We start from the raw sequence: 17908 nt of genomic DNA on the forward strand, positions 1-17908 counted from the left end.
TCCGCCGATGTCCAGCACTTTCGCCACCTCTTCCCCGCCCGCCGCGCCGGCCGAACCGCTGGCCACACGCCTGGCCGAATCCGGCCTGCTGCCCGATGCCATGCTGCGCGCGGCGATGCGCCGGCTGTGCGCGCAGCGCCTGCGCGAGGAGCGCGCCGGCGGCGCCGACGCGGCCTGGGAACGCCAGCGCCTGCTGATCGAATCGCTGCGCGAGAGCGCCATCGCCATCGAGACCGACGCGGCCAACCGACAGCACTACGAAGTGCCGCCGCGTTTCTTCGAGCTGTGCCTGGGCAAGCGCCTGAAGTACAGCAGCTGCTACTGGGACGCGACCACGCCCGACCTCGATGCGGCCGAAGAACGCATGCTGCAGTTGTATGGAGAACGCGCGCAGTTGCGCGATGGCCAGCGCATCCTCGAACTGGGCTGCGGCTGGGGCTCGCTGACCTTGTGGATGGCCGAGCAGTTCCCCGGCGCGCGCATCACCGCCGTGTCCAACTCGCGGCCGCAGCGCGAGCACATCGAAGCGCAGTGCCGCACGCGCGGGCTGAACAACGTCAAGGTGATCACCCACGACGCCAACACCCTGACCCTGCCGACCGAGAGCTACGACCGCGTGGTCTCGATCGAGATGTTCGAGCACATGCGCAACTACCGCGAACTGCTCAAGCGGGTGAGCCACTGGCTGGTGCCGGGCGGGCGGTTGTTCGTGCACATCTTCTGCCATCGCGACCTGGCCTACCCGTTCGAGGTGCAGGGCGAGGACAACTGGATGGGCCGGCACTTCTTCACCGGCGGGCTGATGCCCGCGGCCGACACCCTGCTGCAGTTCCAGGACGACCTGGCGATCGAACGCCGCTGGCTGCTGTCCGGGCAGCACTACGAGAAGACCGCCAACGCCTGGCTGCACAACCAGGACCGCCACCGCGACGCGCTGATGCCGGTGCTGCAGGCCACCTACGGCGCCGACGCCAAGATCTGGTGGCAACGCTGGCGCATGTTCTGGATGGCCTGCGCGGAACTGTTCGGCTACGAACAGGGCCAGCAGTGGGGTGTGGCGCATTACCGGTTTGTCAGGCGCTGAAGTGCCGGGATTGGGGAGTCGGGATTGGGGATTGGCAAAGGCGGCGTGCTGCCGCCTGATCGCTCCTGTGTAGGAGCGGCTTCAGCCGCGAGGGGCGTTACCGGTAATGCCTGTCGCGGCTGAAGCCGCTCCTACGCGGATCAGAGGATACGCAAGCGACGTCATGGCAGGCAAGACGAATCCCCAATCCCCAATCACGAATCCCGGCCGCTCAAGCGGCGGCCGTAATGACGATCTCGATCTTCCAGGCCGGATCGGCCAGCTTGGCCTGCACGGTGGCGCGGGCCGGGGTGTTGCCGGGGCTGACCCATTCTTCCCAGACCTTGTTCATCTCGGCGAACTCTGCCAGGTCGGTCATGTAGATCTCCGCGCGCAGGATCCGGCTCTTGTCGGTGGCGGCGAGCGCCAGCAGCCGGTCGATCGCGGCAAGCACTTCGCGGGTCTGGCCGGCGATGTCGGCGCTGGTGTCCTCGGCGATCTGGCCGGCCAGGTAGGCCACGCCGTTGTGCACGGTCATTTCCGACATGCGCGGGCCGGTATCGAAACGCTGGATCATGATGCGCTGTCCTGTAGTGGGAAGAACGCGCCATTGTCGCGCGATTGCGCCGCGGCTGCAGGCGCCGGCCGCCACACGCGGTACGCCACCGGCAACAGCCAGGCCAGGATCAGGACGATCGCCAGCTTCTGGGTCAGGCCGCGCGGCGGCGCGCGCCACAGCACATGCAGCCACAAGGCCGCGAACGCCAGCACCGCCAGCAGCAGCAACGGCCCGGCGCGGCCCTTCCATGCCGCCTGCCCGCGCAGCCATGCGCTTTGCAGCAGCATCGCGGTAGTCGCGCACAGGAACGCGGTCTGCGCGGAGAGCCCGTGCACCAGCGGCGCCAGCAGCGGTGCGCACTGCGGCAGGTAGCTGTCGCCGATCGCCACCCCGCACAACCCCAGCGCGGCGCCACCGAACAGCAGCACCGGCGCGCCGCTGCGCGCGCGTGGCGGCGCTTGCGCGTACAGGCCAGCCGCCAAGGCCATCACAGCCGCCGCCAGCAGGACGTAGACAGTGCGCAGTACCAGGCCGCCGGGTCCATGCAGGTATTGGCTGAGCGTGGCCTGCTGCCACTGCAGATCGGCGCGCAAAACCTGCAGCGCCACCGCCACACCGAGAAACAGCAGCGCCAGCAGCAGCGCCGTGGCACCGGCCAGGCGCGTCCAGCGCGGCGGCGCGGAAAGGGGAAACGCGGACAGCGGCATCGACAGGCTCCGGAACCGACAAGGACCGTCGCCACACGCGTCGGTCACGCCCCGCCGCGGTCCCCGACGCCGTGGCGACGTACGATTCCACTATCATGCGCGTCGCCGGCGCCGCCGGTATAGCCTAGGGCGTGCGATGTGCGGTGGAGGAACGGCAGTGATGAGGGAGGATGTAGTGCGCACGCGACGCGGTACCGCCGCGGATGGCCCCACGCCGTCCGTGCGGGATCGTCTGGCGCCGCTGATCGCCGCCCTGCCTGGATGTGGTGCGCGGCGCGTCGGGGCAACCGGCCTCGCCACAGCCCCCTACCTACCGCGTCCCGGCCTCCGTTTCGCAGCCCCTCCATGTTCGTGACACGCTTTCATTCAACCGGTATCGCGATGGCCCGTCTCCGTTTCGCCCGCAGTTCCGCTCCGGCCCCGTCGTGCACCATGCGCCGCGCGCCGCGGCGCCTTGCCGCCGCCCGCCCGCAATGACCGACGCCGCGCCCTCCGCTCCCGCGTCCACGCCCGGCTGGCGCCGTGCGCTGCCGGTGCTGGCCAGCCTGGCGATCCTGGCCCTGGCGCTGCATGCGCTGGCCACGGAGTTCAGCACGCACGGCTACAGTGCGATCCGTCACGCCTTCAACCAGCTGAGCCTGACGCAGATCGTCCTGACCCTGCTGCTGGGCCTGAGCAGCTACGCCTGCCTGATCGGCTTCGATGCCGTCGGCCTGCGCCGCAGCGGGCGCAAGCTGCACCCGATGCGGATCAGCATCACCGCGTTCCTGGCGCATGCGGTCGGGCAGACCCTGGGCTTCGCCGCATTGACCGGCGGCGCGGTGCGCCTGCGCGGCTACGGCCGGGTCGGGCTGAGCCTGGCCGAGATCGGCCAGGTGGTGCTGATGAGCACGCTCGGCTTCGTGTTCGGCGCCTGGCTGCTGCTGGCGCTGGCCCTGACCCTGGAACCGGCCGCCGCGGCGCTGGCACTGCCGGTCGGCGCGACCGCGGTGCGCGCGATCGGCATCGCGTTGCTGGTCGGCTTCGCCACGATGCTGCTGCTGGCCGGTCGTGATGGCCGCACCCTGCGCTGGCGCAGTCACGAACTGTGGCTGCCGGACCGGCGCACCACGCTGGGCGTGACCGCGCTGAGCGTGGTCGAGCTGGGCCTGGCCAGCGCCGCGTTCTACGTGCTGCTGCCCAACGAATCGGGGATCGAATACATCGGCTTCGTCGGCCTGTACCTGGTCGCGGTGGTGGCGGGCCTGGTCTCGACCGTGCCGGCCGGCCTGGGCGTGTTCGAGTGGAGCCTGCTCAAGCTGCTGCCCGGCGTGGCGCCGGCGGCGGTGCTGGCGGCGGCGCTGATCTACCGCATCACCTACTACGTGGTGCCGCTGCTGCTGTCGGTGCTGATGGCGTCGCTGTCCGGCCTGCGCCGGCCGCTGGCCGCCAGTGCCGGCGGGGTGCGCGTGGCCTGGCGCACGCTGCGCCCGTGGCTGCCGCAGATCATCGCCCTGGCGGTGTTTGCGGTCGGCGCGGCGCTGGTCATCGACGGCACCCTGCCCACGCCCAAGCGCCGCCAGGACATGGCGCCGCTGTCGATCATGGAGACCTCGCACCTGCTGGCCAGCCTCGGCGGCGTGGTGCTGCTGCTGATCGGCCAGGGCCTGCAGCGGCGCAGCCATGCGGCCTGGGTGCTGGCGATCGGCATCTGCGTGCTGCTGCCGCTGCCGGCCTGGCTGCGCGGCGGCCACGTCTCGGTGGCGCTGTCCTCGCTGGTGGTGGCGGTCGGCCTGTGGGGCGCGCGCCGCGAGTTCTACCGCGAAGGCGCGCTGCTCGACGAGGCCTGGTCGTGGCCGTGGCTGCGCAATCTAGGCCTGGTGCTGATCGCGACGATCTGGCTGCTGTTCTTCGTCTACAGCCACGTCGAATACCAGAACGAGCTGTGGTGGGAGTTCGCCACCTCGGCCAACGCACCGCGTGCACTGCGCGCGGTGCTGCTGGTCAGCGTGGCGGTGGTGGTGTTCGGGCTGGCGCGGCTGCTGCACAGCACCCGCTCGCCGTTGCCGCCGGCCGATGGCGCGCAATTGGACGCGCTGGCGCCGGTGCTGGCCGAGGCCACCGACACCCAGGCCTGCCTGGTGCTGACCGGCGACAAGGCGCTGCTGCAGGCCGAGGACGGCCCCGGCTTCGTGATGATGCAGCGCTACGGCGGCTCGCTGGTGGCGATGGGCGACCCGGTCGGCACCCCGGAAGTGGCCCGCGCGCTGATCTGGCGCTTCCGCGAGGAAGCCGACCGCATGGGCCTGCGCCCGGTGTTCTATCAGGTCGGCGAGCAGCATTGGCAGACCTACCTGGACCTGGGCCTGACCCTGGTGAAGCTCGGTGAGGAAGCGATGGTGTCGCTGGAGGGCTTCCACCTGGAGGGCCGCGACCGCGCCGACCTGCGCCAGGCCTGGAACCGCGGCAAGCGCAGCGGGCTCAGCTTCCGCATCGTCGAAGCCGACGCGGTGGACGCGCTGATGCCGGTGCTGGCCGAGGTCTCGCAGCAATGGCTGGAAGACAAGGCCGGCGCCGAGAAGGGCTTCTCGCTGGGCAGCTTCGACCCCGCCTACCTTCGCCGCTTCCCGATTGCGGTGGTGGAGTTCGAAGGCAAGGTCGTGGCCTTCGCCAACCTGTGGCAGGCGCCGGCCGGCCACGAGCTGTCGGTGGACCTGATGCGGCACATCGCCGACGCGCCGAAGGGCACGATGGATTTCCTGTTCATCGAGCTGTTCCTGTGGGGCCGCGACCAGGGCTACAAGCGCTTCTCGCTGGGCATGGCGCCGCTGTCGGGCCTGGCCCAGCACCGCCTGGCCGGGCGCTGGAACCGCTTCGGCAACCTGATCGTGCGCCACGGCGAACGCTTCTACGGCTTCACCGGCCTGCGCCGCTTCAAGTCCAAGTTCGCCCCCGCCTGGCGCACCCGCTACCTCGCCGCCCCCGGCGGCATGCACCTGCCGGCCGCCCTGCTGGATGTGACCCGGTTGATCTCGCTGGATCCGCGCAAGCCTGAGTAGCCGGGATTGGGGAGTTGGGATTGGGGATTGGCCTGGCTATCCCTTTGCCGGGACATTGCGAGGCTTCGCGCCGTACCCTCATCCGCCCCTTCGGGGCACCTTCTCCCGATGGGAGAAGGAAAAAGCAAAGCCCCTCTCCCACCGGGAGAGGGGTTGGGGTGAGGGTACGACTGCCCATGGAGTGCCCGGCGGCGGCCAACCTCGCTCGCCGCCTTGCAGAACCGATGTTTCAGCGGTCCGCGTCGCGGCTGAAGCCGCTCCTACGACGGCGCGAGCGGACAAGCCCGCACGCGCGACCAGCCCCCAATCCCCAATCCCGACTCTCCAATCCCGGCGTCTACTGAATCCGCTGCAGGATCTGCTTGGCCAGCGTGGCGTAGTCGCCCTGGAAGTGATGGTCGCCCGGCAGCTTGACCAGTTGCGCCCCGCCCTTGGGCAGGTCCGGGCACAACGCGTCGTCGTCGTCCTGCCCGTAGATGCACAGGGTCTGCGCCGGCGGCATCTTCGCCACTTCCGGGGCGATCGGCAGGCCGTCGTCGCCGGAACTGATCCAGTTGGACACGTGGAACTCGTAGTCGGCGGTCTTGCCCACCGACAGCAAGGCGGTGAGCTGCACCTGGTCGCGCATGGCCTCCGGCAACTGGTTGTAGGCCGCCGGCAGCACGTCGGCACCCTGCGAGAAGCCGATCAGCACGACCCGTCCGCGCTGCCACAGGTGGCTGTAGTGGCGGTAGATGCGATCCAGGTCAGTGGCGAAGCCCTGCGGCGTGCGCTCGCTCCAGAAGTAGCGCAGCGAATCCACGCCCACCACCGGGATGCCGGCCTTGGCCAGGGCGCCGGCGACCTGCTGGTCGAGCCCGGCCCAGCCGCCGTCGCCGGAGACGAAGATCGCGAACACGTTGCCGTTGTCGGCGTCGGAGGCCGCCGCGGCGGCCGGCACTTCGACCACAGGCAGCCCGGCCAGGTCGGCCGGAGTCGGCGGCAGGCTGACGCCGGGCCGGTCGCCCAGCGAACGCACCGCCGCGCGCAGCCCCGGCAGCGCGTCGCCGCTGGCGCTGCGGCGGAACTGCCGCGCCTGCGCCACCTTCTGCAGGAACGCATCGCTCTGCTGGGTGCAGCGGTCGCGCCGGCTCTTGGCGTCCAGCGCCGCCAGCCACGGCACCGGCAGCGCCGTCGGTTGCAGCGCACGCGCCGGCGCGGTGATGCCGGCGCCGCAGATCTGGTCGTCGAGCACCTGCACCGGGCAGAAATCCTCGGTCAGCAGGCCCGCCAGCAGATGCTTGGGCGCCTGCGCGGCGACCGCGTAGGCCAGCGCGGCGCCGTCGCCGTCGCCGACCAACAACGGCAGGTGATAGGTCGGCACGTGGAAATAGGCCTGCACGTAGCGCGAGAAGTTCTCCACGTCGCCGGCAGAGAAACCGCAGGTGCCGTCGATCTTGGCCAGCACCGCCTGCAGGTGCGCGCTGTCGATCACCGCCACCATCGCGCCGTCGTCGCGCAGCGCCTCGATCTGGCGCGTGCGCTCGGCATCGGCATGCTTGCCGCCAGCGAACCACAGCACCACGCGCTTCGCGTTGCCCTTGGGCAACAGCACCGGCACCTGCTCGAAGCGTCCATGGCTGAGCTTTTCCGGCGATGTCGCCGGCGCACCGGCGCTCGGCGCGGCGGCGGCCGCAGCGCCCGGCGCCGCACCGGCGATGCCGGCCACAAGCAGTCCACCCAGTGCACATCCCCACACCCAACCGCCACGCTTCTGCATCATCCAGCCATCCTGAAAAGGCGCGTTAAAGATAATCCCGAACGGCGGCGGCGCGAAGCGCGGCGCGCGCTGCGGTTCATGCCAGGTACGCCGGACCCGGGCCATCGCCTGCACCGGCAGCCCTGTCAGCCATCCGCGTCGGCGCCAGGGTGGCGCAGTTGCCAGGCCGCCAGCGCCTGCCGGTAGCGCTCCAGTTCCTCGTGGTAGAGGTCGTAGACGCACAGCGGACAGCCGCTGTCGCAGCAGTCGCTGGGGGCTGGCGGCAGCGGCGCCTGCGGGCGGGGATCGGCGTTGGCGGCAGGGTCGGACATGGGATTAGTGGTGGCGGCCGGACGGACCGGCGCGGCAGTGTAAAAGAAGGCGGCGCCGGGTGGCCCGCGCCTGCTCAGCCGATCGCCTGTCGCAGGTTGGCGCGTGCGGCCGCGTCGTAACGTGCGTGGAAGCGCTCGCTGAGGAAGATGCGCGGCTGCGCCAGCACGGTGCGCAGGAAGGCGCGGCGCTTGCGCCGGTACAGCCAGCCCGGCACCACCCCTCGATACTCCTCGGCAATGGCGCGATCGTAGGCGGCGAAGGCTTCCGGTGTGGCGCCGAGGATGGCCATGTCGCAGTCCAGGAACAGCGCCGCGTCCGCATCCACCGAGGCGACGGTCAGTTGCCCGTGACGCGCGGTGAGTTCGATCAGCGCGGCGACCCGCGCCGCGTCCACACCGGCATCCGGCAGCCACTGCGCGATCGCCGCCTCGGCCAGGCGCGCCGACTGCGCTTCATTGTCGCCGCGGCCGGCGCGGTATACCGCATCGTGATAGAGCACCGCCAGGTAAACCTCGCGTGGCTGTCCCCAGCCGGTGTCGGCGGCGACCTCGGCAAAGTGCGCCAGCACCGCCTCGACGTGGCCGAAATGGTGATAGGCGCGCGGCGGCTCGGCGTAGGCCGCCCGCAGTTGCGCCCATTGCGCATCGGGCAGGGTCAGCGGCGCCGCGCTCATGCGCCGCTCTGCCCGGGATCGGCCAGTAAAGGCCAACTCGCTTCGTGCAGGTAACGGCCCTGGCCCTGCACGCTGCGGATCAGGCTCAGCGACGCCGCCTGCCAGGAAAGCGCCGGTACGCGCTGCGGGGCCAGCGGCTGTTCGACATAGGCCAGGGTCATGTGCGGCAGATAGGCGCCGTCGGCACGTGCGGCGACACCGTGCCGGGCCAGTTGCTGCTGCAGCGCCTGGCGCAAGGCCTGCAGCGGCTGGGGCTCGGCATCGCCGCGCAACACCAACGGCCGGCTGCGCGCGCGGCTGTCGAAGGTCACCACCTGGTCGAATGCGAGGTCAAATGGCGAGGCCGCCAGCGCCTGCCCGGCGGCGCAGGCCTGCTGCAGCAAGCGTGGCGGAATCCCGGCGTATTCGCCCAGATACTGCAAGGTCACATGCAGCCGCTCGGGCGGCAATGCGCGGCCGCGCAATCCATGGTCGTGGCAGAGCTGATGACCGAGGCGATGCACCGCCTGCGCGGTCTGCGCGTCCGGCAACAACGCAAAGAACAGGCTTTCGCGCGCGGCGGGCGCGTCGAAGCCGAGCGAGAACTGGGCGCCATTGGGCGCAGCATCGGGATACATGGAGTGAAGCGGCAAACGCCGCAAACGGATCGGGCAGCGGTCGAGCACGCATGGTAGCAAGCGCGCCTGATCGCTGCAGATCCCGCACGCCGCCCGGGCAGCGCCGCGATGGCGGCGCGCCGGGCGGCGGCGGACGGCGGTCAGGCCGCGTTCTTCATCGCGTGCTTGCGGGTGCGCATCACGTCGTGGCAGGCGCGCACTTCCGGCAGCAGGCGGGTGGCGGCATCGCGCGCGGCCACCGGGGTGTCGGCGTCGGCGATGGTCTCGTTGAAGGCCTTCAGCAGGCGGTCCTCGGACTCTTCCAGTTCGGCGACATAGCCGTACTTGGTGTCGCCCAGCGCGGCGCGGACCTTGCCGTACATCTGCTGCATGCTGCCGACCATGGTGCCGTGCTCTTCCGGCTTGCCGCCGACCGACTGCACCACCGCGCTCAGGCTGCTCACGATGTCCGACTTGACGCCGGCGATGCGCAGGAACAGCGCGGACAACTCGGCGTCGCCCACCTTCTTGGCGGCTTCTTCGTAGAAGTCCTTGCCGTCGCGGGAAATGGCGATGAGGTCGTTGAGGCTGTGCGTGGTCTTGCTCTGGATGCTCATTGAAAACTCCTGTGGCGAAGCCGGCGATATCGCGCAACGGGCACGCGGGGTGGACCTGGATATCGCACGGCGCGGTCGAGAGAATTGCCGCGTTGCGTGGTGTTGGCGATGCTGGGCAGAACGGCATAAAGCGCACGTGAGCCGTTCGCCCTTGTTCGTCACGCGCCATTGCCGGTGGTGAACATGCGTTCATTGGGAACTGCGCGCAGTCAGGCATGTGGTGAAATTTTCACCATCCTGTCTGCGCGTGTTGCGGCGCTTCGCCGAACGCGACTTATCCACATGATTGCCCCCTGATCGTCCACAGTGGCTGTGGATGACTGCCACCGAGCGTGCCGGTCCAGGACCGCCCGTCGGCGCGGCCACGACGGCCTCCCGGCACCGCGGTCAAAGGCCTATAGTGCTGACGAGCCCTCGCCACTGCAGGGCGCCGCGAGGTGCGTCATGTTCGCCTGGACTGCGTTCGCCCTGCTCGCCACTGCTGCGGCCGCCCCATCGCCGCCGATGCCACCGCCGTACGCGGCAGAAGCGGCACAGGCTGCCGCGCCAGTCCCAGCGCCAACCGCCGCACCGATGCCGACGCCGGAGCAGATCCTGCAATTGCCGCCGGCACTGCACGCGCTGCTCCAGCAACGCATCGAGCGCAACGCCGACGCCGAGCACCGCCTGCAGCAACTGGTGGCATTGGCCTTCGACGCCAACGGCCTGAACCTGCAATACGACCCCAAGGCCACCCACAGCGTCGCCGAGAGCTACGCGACCCGTCGCGTCAATTGCCTGTCCTTCACCCTGCTGTTCGTGGCGATGGCGCGCGACATCGGGCTGCAGGCGCAGGTCCAGGAAGTGCGTCGCGTGCTGAGCTGGTACGAGGACGGCAATGCGCTGTACAACGTCGGCCACGTCAACGCAGGCGTGCGCGTGGACAGCGGCCGCGGCAGCATCGACCTGGACCGCAGCGTGCTGATGGACCGGCGCGGGCCGCAGCCGATTTCCGACCGCCGCGCCCTCGCCCACTACTACAACAACCGCGGCGCCGAGCTGATGGTCGACGGCGATCTCGACGGCGCCCGCGCGCATCTGGCGATGGCCGTGCAGATGGACCCACGCTTCGCCGGGGCCTGGAACAATCAGGGCGTGCTGGCGATGCGCGATGGCGACAGCGCCGCCGCCGCACGCGACTACGCCAAGGCGTTGGAGATCGATCCGGAGCACCTGCCGGCACTGTCCAATGCCGTGGCTCTGGCCCGACGCATGGGCGACAGCCCCCGCGAGGCCGCGCTGCAGCGGCAGATGGAACAGGTGCGCCAACGCGACCCATTCCAGCAATACCTGCTCGGCAATGAGGCGGAGCGGCGCCAGGACTACGCCGCGGCGATCGCCTACTACCGGCATGCCCTGCACCTGTACGACGGCGCCCACCTGCTGTACTTCGCCCTGGCCCGCGCCTACCTGCACAGCGGCGACACCCGCCGCGCCACCGCGGCGCTGCGCGAGGCCATGGCCCACGCCGATCCGGCCACGCAACCGCGCTACCAGGGCAAGCTGGACGCGCTGCGCAGGCTGTCTTCCACGGCGCGACCGCTGCGCTAGCGCACCCTAGCCAGCCGCGGGCGCGCAGGCCGCACGCCGTGCCGCGTGGCGCGCCCACAGGTAGATCAGCAGGCCGCCGACGGCCATCGCCGCGCCCACATAGCCGGTGGAGGTCCAGCCCAGGCCGGCGCCGATCGCGATACCGCCCAGCCACGGCCCCAGCGCGTTGGCCAGGTTGAACGCGGCATGGTTGGAGGCCGCGGCCAGGGTCTGCGCGTCGCTGGCCACATCCATCAGGCGGGTCTGCAGCACCGGCGCCAAGGCGCCCATGCTGCCGACCGCGACCACCGCCGGCAGCACCGCCCACGGCGAGATCGCCGCCAGCGGGAACGCCAGCAACACTGCCAGCGACCACAGCAGCACCAGCGGTACCGCGCGGAACTGCATGCGGTCGAACAGCCAGCCGCCGGCCAGGTTGCCGAGCAGTCCGCCCAGCCCGAACGCGGCCATCGCCACCGGAATCCAGTGTTCGGACACGCCGGTGACCTCCATCAGGGTCGGCGCCAGATAGCTGAAGACGCAGAACATGCCGGCAAAGCCGATCGAGCCGATGCCCAGCGCCAGCCACACCTGCGTCCGGTTGAAGGCGCGCAACTCGCGCAACGGCGAGGGCCGCGCCTCCTGCGGATCGGCCGGCAACAGGCGCCACACCAGCAGCACCGTCAACACCGCGATTACCGCGACCAGGGCATAGGCGTAGCGCCATTGCGCCACCTGGCCGAGCCAGGTCGCCAGCGGGTTGCCGACCAGCACCGCCAGGTTCAGGCCCAGCAGCACCCGGCTGACCGCGGCACCGCGCTGGTCGGGCGGGCCGATCGAGGCGGCCACCAGGGTCGCCACGCCGAAATAGGCGCCGTGCGGCAGTCCGGCGACGAATCGCGCCACCAGCATGCTGTGATAGTCCGGCGCCACCGCGCTGGCCAGATTGCCGAACGCATAGAAGCCCATCAGCGCCAGCAGCAGATCGCGCCGCGGCCAGCGCGCGCCCAGGATCGCCAGCAGCGGCGCGCCGACCACCACGCCCAGCGCATAGGCGCTGATCAGGTGGCCGACCTGCGGCGCATCGATCGCAAGGCCACGGCCGATGTACGGCATCAGGCCCATGGTGGAGAACTCGCTGGTGCCGATCGCGAAACCGCCCATTGCCAGCGCGAACAGGATCAGCACGTAGCCGCGCCGCGACAGCGGCGCCGTGGCGGATGAGGTCATGCGCACGTCCCAAGAGAAGGGCCGCCCATTATTGTGCATTGCAGCAACTCCTGCAGCCCTACATGCGCAACGCCGCGTTGCGTGGCCCAGCCGTCAGGGCCGGCCGACCAGGTGCGCAAAGGTGCCGCCGAGGCAACGCACTGTCCCATGGCGCCACCGCGAAACCGCCGCGCGCGTCCCCATGTCCTACACGCACATCGCCTTGCAGCGCCCCGCTGTAGGGTCGCCCGCCCCACTCCACAACGAGAGACCCACCGATGACCGATACCGCTTCCCCGCTGTTCACGCCGCTGCGCCTGGGCGCGATCGCACTGGCCAACCGCATCGTGATGGCGCCGCTGACCCGCAACCGCGCCGAAGGCGAAGGCCGCATCCCCTCGCCGCTGGCCGCCGAGTACTACGGCCAGCGCGCCAGCGCCGGCCTGCTCATCGCCGAGGCGACCCAGATCAGCCCGATGGGCCAGGGCTACAAGGACACCCCGGGGATCTACAGCGAAGCGCAGGTCGCGGCCTGGAAGACGGTCACCGACGAGGTGCACCGCCGCGGCGGCAAGATCGTGCTGCAGCTGTGGCACGTCGGCCGCATTTCGCACGTCAGCCTGCTGCCGGACGGCGCCGCGCCGGTGGCGCCCAGCGCGCTGCGCGCGAACGCCAAGACCTTCACCGCCGAGGGCTTCACCGATGTTTCCGCACCGCGTGCGCTGCGCCTGGACGAGATCCCCGGGCTGATCGAGGACTTCCGCCGCGCTGCCCGCAACGCCATCGCCGCCGGCTTCGACGGCGTGGAAGTACATGCCGCCAACGGCTACCTGATCGACCAGTTCCTGCGCGACGGCAGCAACCACCGCGACGACGCCTACGGCGGCAGCATCGAGAACCGCACCCGCCTGCTGTTCGAAGTGGTGGAGGCGGTGGCGCAGGAGATCGGCGCCGACCGTACCGGCGTGCGCCTGTCGCCGGTGACCCCGGCCAACGATGCGCGCGACAGCGACCCGCAGCCGCTGTTCGAGCGCGCGGTGGAACGCCTGGATCCGCTGGGTCTGGCCTTCGTGCACGTGATCGAAGGCGCCACTGGCGGCCCGCGCGACAACATCGCCTTCGACTATGCGGCGCTGCGCGCCAAGTTCCATGGCCCGTGGCTGGTCAACAACGGCTACGACAAGGCGCTGGCCGAAGACGCCGTGGCCTCCGGCCGCGCCGACGCGGTGGCGTTCGGTCGCCCGTTCATCGCCAACCCGGACCTGGTGGAACGGCTGCGCCGCGACGCCCCGTTGAACCAGGTGGACGCCGACACGCTGTACGGCGGCGGCGCCAAGGGCTACACCGACTACCCGACGCTGGACTGATCGCGTCCTGCGGCGGCACCGCAACGGTGCCGCCGCAGCGGGCGCTGCAGTTGCGCTGGCCCGCTCACGCCTTGCGCAGGAAGCAGGTCTTCAGCACCAGGCCCTTGATCTTGTCCGAGTTGCCTTCGATATGTTCGGCATCGTCCTCGACCAGGCGGATGCCGCGGATCACCGTGCCCTGCTTGAGCGGGATCGACGAGCCCTTGACCTTCAGGTCCTTGATCACGACCACCGTGTCGCCGGCCTGCAGCACGTTGCCGTTGCTGTCGCGTACCACCGTCGCCGCGTCGTTGGCGGCGTCGGCCGCGACCGGCCACTCGTGGCCGCAGTCCGCGCACACCCAGTTGGCGCCGTCGACATAGGTGTTTTCCAGGGTGCATTGCGGGCAGGCGGGTGCGGCGGGCATGGGAGTCCTTGATACGGCGACGACGGCGAGCCGCCTATTGTAGCCGCCCGCCCCGTGCCGCCGTGCGGCCGCGCCAGCCGCAGGAATCTCATGTCCGCCTCGTCCGGGTCCCGTCTCGCGATCTACGCCGCGCTCGCCGGCAATCTCGCCATCGCCATCGCCAAGTTCGTCGCCGCCGGGCTCTCGGGCAGCTCGGCGATGCTCAGCGAAGGCGTGCATTCGCTGGTGGACACGGTCAACGAGCTGTTGCTGCTGTACGGGCTGCGCCGCGCCGCGCGCCCAGCCGATGCCACCCATCCGTTCGGGCATGGGCGCGAGCTGTACTTCTGGAGCTTCATCGTCGCCCTGCTGGTGTTCGCACTCGGCGCCGGGGTGTCGCTGTACGAGGGCATCGCCCACATCCGCGATCCGCAGCCGGCCAGCGACCACACTCTCAACTACATCGTGCTGGGGCTGTCGCTGTTGTTCGAGGGCGGCTCGTGGTGGGTCTCGCTGCGCGAGTTCCGCGCGCGCAAGGGCCGCCTGAGCTACGTGCAGGCATTCCGCGAGAGCAAGGATCCGAGCCTGTTCACCGTGCTGGTGGAGGACAGCGCGGCGCTGATCGGCCTGCTGATCGCGCTGGCCGGGCTGCTCGCCGCGCAGTGGCTGGACATGCCGGAACTGGACGGCGTCGCCTCCGTCGGCATCGCCGCGGTGCTGGCCTGCTCGGCCTTCGTGCTGGCGCGCGAGACCAAGGGCCTGCTGATCGGCGAGCCGGCGGCGCGCCCGCTCGGCGACGCGCTGCGGCGCATCGCCGCGGCCGATCCGGACGTGCGCGCGGTCAACGGCGTGCTCAGCGTGCAGATGGGGCCGGACCAGGTGGTGGCCGCGCTCAGCGCCGAGTTCGAGGACCAGCGCAGCACCGCGCAGATCGAGGCGTGCATCGAGCGCATCGAGGCCGCCGCGCGCGCCGAGCACCCGGAGCTTCAGGCGCTGTTCGTCAAGCCGCAGACCCCGGAGACCTGGCTGGCCCGGCGCACCGCGCTGCGTCAGCCGCCGCCGGCCTGAATGGGCGCGGGCCAGTGCGACTTGCGGCCCTGCGCCGCTTTTCGTTAGGGTAGCCGGGTAGCACCCCTCTCATCGCGCTGTGACTGTGCCGGCGTATCCCCCTTACTCACTGAACGAGGTTTCCCATGGAGATCGCCAATGGGCTTGTCGCCACCATCCACTACACTCTCACCGACGATGCCGGTGAAGTGATCGACCAGTCCTCGCCGGACAATCCGCTGAGCTACCTGCACGGTGCCGGCAACATCGTGCCGGGCCTGGAGAAGGCGCTGACCGGCAAGCGCACCGGCGAGTCGGTCAAGGCCGACGTGATCCCGGCCGAAGGCTACGGCCCGCGCCACGAGCAACTGGTGCAGCAGGTGCCGCGTGGTTCGTTCCCGGATGCCGCGTCGCTGGCGCCGGGCATGCAGTTCCAGGCGCAGACCGACCAGGGCCCGCTGCTGGTCACGGTCACCGAGGTCGGCGAGCAACTGGTGACCATCGACGGCAACCACCCGCTCGCCGGGCAGGTGCTGCACTTCGCGGTGGAAGTGGCCGGCGTGCGCGAGGCCACCGAGCAGGAAAAGAACCAGGGCCACGCCGGCGCCGCGCTGTAAGCGGCCCGATTTCCTGTTCCCCACGAGGCCCGCCGATGCGGGCCTCGTGCGTTCCGGGCCGCGCTTGCGTCGCGCCGCGGCTTGCCCCACAGTGCGCGGCCCTCCCGCCCCCGGCACCGTCATGCGCCTCGGTATCGACTTCGGCACCAGCAATTCCGCCGCCGCCGCGGTGATCGACGGCCGCGTGGTGCCGATCGACTTCGGCGCGCAGCAGCAGTTCCGCACCACGGTGTACTTCCCCGAGGTGATGCGCGACCCGGCCGAGTTCGACCTGACGCCGGCGCTGGAACGGCAGGTGGACGAGCTGATCGAATCCGGCCGCCGCGATGCGCTCGCCGCCGGGCGCGAACGCAGCCCCGACGCGTTGCGCCGCGATGCGATCCGGGTGGTGCGCCGGCAATGGATGGAAACGCAGATGCGCGAGCCACGCAGTTCGGCGGCACTGCTGCAGAACGCAGTGTATGGCGACGACGCGCTGGACGCGTATTTCGTCGAGGGCGAAGGCAACCTGGTGCAGAGCCCCAAGTCGATGCTGGGCTACAACCTGCACCCGCGCGCGCGCCAGACCATCACCGGCATCGCCGCGCACATTCTCGAACACATCCGCCTGACCGCCTCGCAGCAACTGGGCGTGCAGGTGCGCCGCGCCCTGCTCGGGCGCCCGGTGCAGTTCCGCAGCTCGATCGGCGAGGCCGGCAACGCGCAGGCGCTGGAGATCCTGCATGGCGCGGCGATCACTGCCGGCTTCGACGACGTCGCCTTCCTGGAGGAGCCGGCCGCCGCGGCGATGCACTACCACGCGGTCAGCCGCGAGCGCCACGCCGCGGTCGTGGTCGACATCGGCGGCGGCACCACCGACATCGCCTACGCCAGTGTCGGCGGCGACGCCGCGCCGCAGGTGCACCGCGCCTGGGGCATCCCGCGCGGCGGCACCGACATCGACCTGGCGCTGAGCCTGGCCGGATTCATGCCGCAGTTCGGCCGCGGCATCACCCGCGTGCCCTCGCACCACTACGTCGAAGCGGCGATGGTGCAGGACACCACCCGCCAGCGCGATTTCCGCCAGCACCGCTACGACGGCGTGCCCGCCCCCTACGACACACGCCTGCAGGCGCTGCAGGAGCCCGGCAACACCGCGCGCCTGTACCGCGCGGTGGAGCGCAGCAAGATCCGCCTCAGCGACGCTGAGCGGCACGAGGAAACGCTGGACTACATCGAAGCCGGGCTGCAGGTGCAGGTGCAGGCCGAGGAACTGGTGCAGGCCGCACGCAGCTACCTGGAGGCGCTGCAGGAGCTGCTGGCGCAGGTCAGCCAGGACATCGGCGGCGATCCGGCCGCGGTGTTCCTGACCGGCGGCATGTCGCGCGCTGGCTATCTGCAGCGCCTGGTCGCCGCGGCGTTCCCGCAGGCGCGCCTGGTCCACGGCGATCCTTCGTTCGGCGTGGTGCAGGGCCTGGCGCTGGCCGCCGCGCAGGACTAGCGCAGCACGGGCCTGGCGGGGGCGCCCAGCGACAGGCCGTGCTCGGCCGGCGCACTGCCTGCGGCCGACGTTGTTCATACTGTGGCGGCGCGACTGGCGTAGCATGGCGGCACGCTTCAGCGTCACGTCGCTACGCGCGTCTCGTCCGGCCGTTCCTGTCGCCCGACTCGCTTCCTTCTCGCGCCACCCTCCGTCCTGCTGCAGGCCGGATCCTTCGGAGCGCCATGTCTCCCGCCCCTGCCACGCTCCAGGCCCAGCGCCTGGCGTCGCCGCTCCAGCCACCCCGCCGGCCGGCACGCCCGGCTCGCGGCGGCTGCGCATGAGCGAGCCGATGCGGGAAGCGGCCGACCCGGCCATCACCTGCGACCGCTGCGACGCGATCTGCTGCCGCCTGACCGTGCTGGTGATGCCAGACGACCAGGTCCCCGAGCATCTCACCGAATACACCCGCGAGGGCCTGCACGTGATGGCGCGCGACGAGGACGGCTGGTGCGTGGCGGTGGACGGCGCGCGCATGTGCTGCTCGATCTATGCGCAGCGCCCGGCGGTCTGCCGCAAGTTCGCGATGGCCGGCCCGTACTGCCGCGAGATCCGCCGCACCCACCACGAGCAACTGACCCGTGGCATTCCCCTGACGATGTACTGACTGCAGGAGTTCCAGCATGGCACGACCGACCAGCACCACCGCTTCGCCCAGCGCACGGAACGCACGCGGCGCCAGCGCCGCCGACAAGGCGCAGAAGGGCCTCAGCCGCGAGCGCATCGAGGCCGACCTGGCCGCCTTCCACCAGGCCGGCGGCCGCGTCGAGGTGCTCGGCACCACCCGCGTGCTGAAGAAGGTCGACGTCGCCGACGCCGGCTAGCGCCACCGGCGCGCGCCGCCATGGCGCGTGCCTGCGCAGGATGCCGC

Annotated in this window: 18 protein-coding genes; 9 read left to right on the top strand and 9 right to left on the bottom strand. The window is 70.7% G+C overall.

The features are described from left to right. Positions 1-7 precede the first annotated feature (7 nt). A complete protein-coding gene (locus AC1G9L_RS15170) occupies positions 8-1084 on the top strand; it encodes a class I SAM-dependent methyltransferase (RefSeq protein WP_019802543.1) in 1077 nt (358 codons plus the stop codon). 211 nt (positions 1085-1295) lie between these two features. Here the strand turns inward: AC1G9L_RS15170 and AC1G9L_RS15175 are convergent, their stop codons facing one another. Both AC1G9L_RS15175 and AC1G9L_RS15180 read right to left on the bottom strand, forming a co-directional pair. Then, entirely contained in the window at positions 1296-1640 is a 345-nt protein-coding gene (locus tag AC1G9L_RS15175) for a RidA family protein (protein WP_010342343.1), read from the bottom strand. Continuing rightward, the gene (locus AC1G9L_RS15180) at positions 1637-2329 is read right to left on the bottom strand and encodes a DUF998 domain-containing protein (protein WP_481069425.1); all 693 of its coding nucleotides are present in this window, start codon (positions 2327-2329) and stop codon (positions 1637-1639) included. The genes AC1G9L_RS15175 and AC1G9L_RS15180 overlap by 4 nt, the downstream gene beginning before the upstream one ends. A 473-nt stretch (positions 2330-2802) precedes the next feature. Between AC1G9L_RS15180 and mprF the strand changes: the two genes are divergently transcribed. Then, complete coding sequence (mprF, locus tag AC1G9L_RS15185; protein WP_209231644.1) at positions 2803-5367, top strand: bifunctional lysylphosphatidylglycerol flippase/synthetase MprF; 2565 nt, start codon at positions 2803-2805, stop codon at positions 5365-5367. Positions 5368-5704: 337 nt separating this feature from the next. Here mprF and AC1G9L_RS15190 read toward each other — a convergent pair whose 3' ends face one another. The 5 genes from AC1G9L_RS15190 to AC1G9L_RS15210 form a co-directional block, all read right to left on the bottom strand. After that, positions 5705-7129 carry a virulence factor family protein gene (locus AC1G9L_RS15190; RefSeq protein WP_481069426.1) on the bottom strand — a complete coding sequence of 475 codons (1425 nt, stop codon included), beginning with the start codon at positions 7127-7129 and terminating at the stop codon, positions 5705-5707. A gap of 122 nt (positions 7130-7251) precedes the next feature. Beyond that, positions 7252-7437, bottom strand: a complete 186-nt coding sequence (locus AC1G9L_RS15195) for an oxidoreductase-like domain-containing protein (RefSeq protein WP_010342339.1) — start codon at positions 7435-7437, stop codon at positions 7252-7254. A 74-nt stretch (positions 7438-7511) separates the two neighbouring features. Continuing rightward, entirely contained in the window at positions 7512-8111 is a 600-nt protein-coding gene (locus AC1G9L_RS15200) for a hypothetical protein (RefSeq protein WP_019799031.1), read from the bottom strand. Then, positions 8108-8728: an RNA 2',3'-cyclic phosphodiesterase gene (gene thpR / locus AC1G9L_RS15205; RefSeq protein WP_019799032.1), complete on the bottom strand. Its 621-nt coding sequence runs from the start codon at positions 8726-8728 to the stop codon at positions 8108-8110. Before thpR ends, AC1G9L_RS15200 begins: the two co-directional genes overlap by 4 nt. A gap of 140 nt (positions 8729-8868) precedes the next feature. Next, the gene (locus tag AC1G9L_RS15210) at positions 8869-9324 is read right to left on the bottom strand and encodes a PA2169 family four-helix-bundle protein (protein ID WP_041500455.1); all 456 of its coding nucleotides are present in this window, start codon (positions 9322-9324) and stop codon (positions 8869-8871) included. 444 nt (positions 9325-9768) lie between these two features. On the opposite strand from AC1G9L_RS15210, the gene AC1G9L_RS15215 reads away from it, so the two are divergent. After that, positions 9769-10914, top strand: coding sequence for a tetratricopeptide repeat protein (locus AC1G9L_RS15215; RefSeq protein ID WP_481069427.1), 1146 nt, complete (start codon positions 9769-9771; stop codon positions 10912-10914). Positions 10915-10920: 6 nt separating this feature from the next. On the opposite strand, the gene AC1G9L_RS15220 is transcribed toward AC1G9L_RS15215, so the two are convergent. After that, the gene (locus AC1G9L_RS15220) at positions 10921-12123 is read right to left on the bottom strand and encodes an MFS transporter (RefSeq protein ID WP_019800491.1); all 1203 of its coding nucleotides are present in this window, start codon (positions 12121-12123) and stop codon (positions 10921-10923) included. A gap of 257 nt (positions 12124-12380) precedes the next feature. Between AC1G9L_RS15220 and AC1G9L_RS15225 the strand changes: the two genes are divergently transcribed. Then, positions 12381-13469: an N-ethylmaleimide reductase gene (locus tag AC1G9L_RS15225; protein ID WP_019800490.1), complete on the top strand. Its 1089-nt coding sequence runs from the start codon at positions 12381-12383 to the stop codon at positions 13467-13469. Positions 13470-13533: 64 nt separating this feature from the next. On the opposite strand, the gene AC1G9L_RS15230 is transcribed toward AC1G9L_RS15225, so the two are convergent. Further along, positions 13534-13875, bottom strand: coding sequence for a zinc ribbon domain-containing protein YjdM (locus AC1G9L_RS15230; RefSeq protein WP_017908239.1), 342 nt, complete (start codon positions 13873-13875; stop codon positions 13534-13536). Between the two features lie 90 nt (positions 13876-13965). On the opposite strand from AC1G9L_RS15230, the gene AC1G9L_RS15235 reads away from it, so the two are divergent. The 5 genes from AC1G9L_RS15235 (at position 13966) to AC1G9L_RS15255 (ending at position 17861) form a co-directional block, all read left to right on the top strand. After that, complete coding sequence (locus AC1G9L_RS15235) at positions 13966-14922, top strand: cation diffusion facilitator family transporter (RefSeq protein WP_010342328.1); 957 nt, start codon at positions 13966-13968, stop codon at positions 14920-14922. Positions 14923-15047: 125 nt separating this feature from the next. Beyond that, entirely contained in the window at positions 15048-15518 is a 471-nt protein-coding gene (locus AC1G9L_RS15240) for an FKBP-type peptidyl-prolyl cis-trans isomerase (protein ID WP_010342327.1), read from the top strand. Between the two features lie 121 nt (positions 15519-15639). Beyond that, on the top strand, positions 15640-16998 hold the full coding sequence (locus AC1G9L_RS15245) for an Hsp70 family protein (protein ID WP_019802440.1): 1359 nt from the start codon (positions 15640-15642) through the stop codon (positions 16996-16998). Positions 16999-17317: 319 nt separating this feature from the next. Then, positions 17318-17644 carry a YkgJ family cysteine cluster protein gene (locus tag AC1G9L_RS15250; protein WP_019802439.1) on the top strand — a complete coding sequence of 109 codons (327 nt, stop codon included), beginning with the start codon at positions 17318-17320 and terminating at the stop codon, positions 17642-17644. Between the two features lie 16 nt (positions 17645-17660). After that, on the top strand, positions 17661-17861 hold the full coding sequence (locus AC1G9L_RS15255; RefSeq protein ID WP_010342324.1) for a hypothetical protein: 201 nt from the start codon (positions 17661-17663) through the stop codon (positions 17859-17861). Positions 17862-17908: the final 47 nt, after the last annotated feature.

This window comes from Xanthomonas sp. NCPPB 1132 (assembly GCF_056629235.1).

What these genes read in the sequence shown, in the direction of transcription:
- AC1G9L_RS15170 (WP_019802543.1), top strand. Translation starts at nt 8, where the DNA reads ATGTCCAGCACTTTCGCCACCTCTTCCCCGCCCGCCGCGCCGGCCGAA.
- AC1G9L_RS15175 (WP_010342343.1), bottom strand. Translation starts at nt 1,640, where the DNA reads ATGATCCAGCGTTTCGATACCGGCCCGCGCATGTCGGAAATGACCGTG.
- AC1G9L_RS15180 (WP_481069425.1), bottom strand. Translation starts at nt 2,329, where the DNA reads ATGCCGCTGTCCGCGTTTCCCCTTTCCGCGCCGCCGCGCTGGACGCGC.
- mprF (WP_209231644.1), top strand. Translation starts at nt 2,803, where the DNA reads ATGACCGACGCCGCGCCCTCCGCTCCCGCGTCCACGCCCGGCTGGCGC.
- AC1G9L_RS15190 (WP_481069426.1), bottom strand. Translation starts at nt 7,129, where the DNA reads ATGATGCAGAAGCGTGGCGGTTGGGTGTGGGGATGTGCACTGGGTGGA.
- AC1G9L_RS15195 (WP_010342339.1), bottom strand. Translation starts at nt 7,437, where the DNA reads ATGTCCGACCCTGCCGCCAACGCCGATCCCCGCCCGCAGGCGCCGCTG.
- AC1G9L_RS15200 (WP_019799031.1), bottom strand. Translation starts at nt 8,111, where the DNA reads ATGAGCGCGGCGCCGCTGACCCTGCCCGATGCGCAATGGGCGCAACTG.
- thpR (WP_019799032.1), bottom strand. Translation starts at nt 8,728, where the DNA reads ATGTATCCCGATGCTGCGCCCAATGGCGCCCAGTTCTCGCTCGGCTTC.
- AC1G9L_RS15210 (WP_041500455.1), bottom strand. Translation starts at nt 9,324, where the DNA reads ATGAGCATCCAGAGCAAGACCACGCACAGCCTCAACGACCTCATCGCC.
- AC1G9L_RS15215 (WP_481069427.1), top strand. Translation starts at nt 9,769, where the DNA reads ATGTTCGCCTGGACTGCGTTCGCCCTGCTCGCCACTGCTGCGGCCGCC.
- AC1G9L_RS15220 (WP_019800491.1), bottom strand. Translation starts at nt 12,123, where the DNA reads ATGACCTCATCCGCCACGGCGCCGCTGTCGCGGCGCGGCTACGTGCTG.
- AC1G9L_RS15225 (WP_019800490.1), top strand. Translation starts at nt 12,381, where the DNA reads ATGACCGATACCGCTTCCCCGCTGTTCACGCCGCTGCGCCTGGGCGCG.
- AC1G9L_RS15230 (WP_017908239.1), bottom strand. Translation starts at nt 13,875, where the DNA reads ATGCCCGCCGCACCCGCCTGCCCGCAATGCACCCTGGAAAACACCTAT.
- AC1G9L_RS15235 (WP_010342328.1), top strand. Translation starts at nt 13,966, where the DNA reads ATGTCCGCCTCGTCCGGGTCCCGTCTCGCGATCTACGCCGCGCTCGCC.
- AC1G9L_RS15240 (WP_010342327.1), top strand. Translation starts at nt 15,048, where the DNA reads ATGGAGATCGCCAATGGGCTTGTCGCCACCATCCACTACACTCTCACC.
- AC1G9L_RS15245 (WP_019802440.1), top strand. Translation starts at nt 15,640, where the DNA reads ATGCGCCTCGGTATCGACTTCGGCACCAGCAATTCCGCCGCCGCCGCG.
- AC1G9L_RS15250 (WP_019802439.1), top strand. Translation starts at nt 17,318, where the DNA reads ATGAGCGAGCCGATGCGGGAAGCGGCCGACCCGGCCATCACCTGCGAC.
- AC1G9L_RS15255 (WP_010342324.1), top strand. Translation starts at nt 17,661, where the DNA reads ATGGCACGACCGACCAGCACCACCGCTTCGCCCAGCGCACGGAACGCA.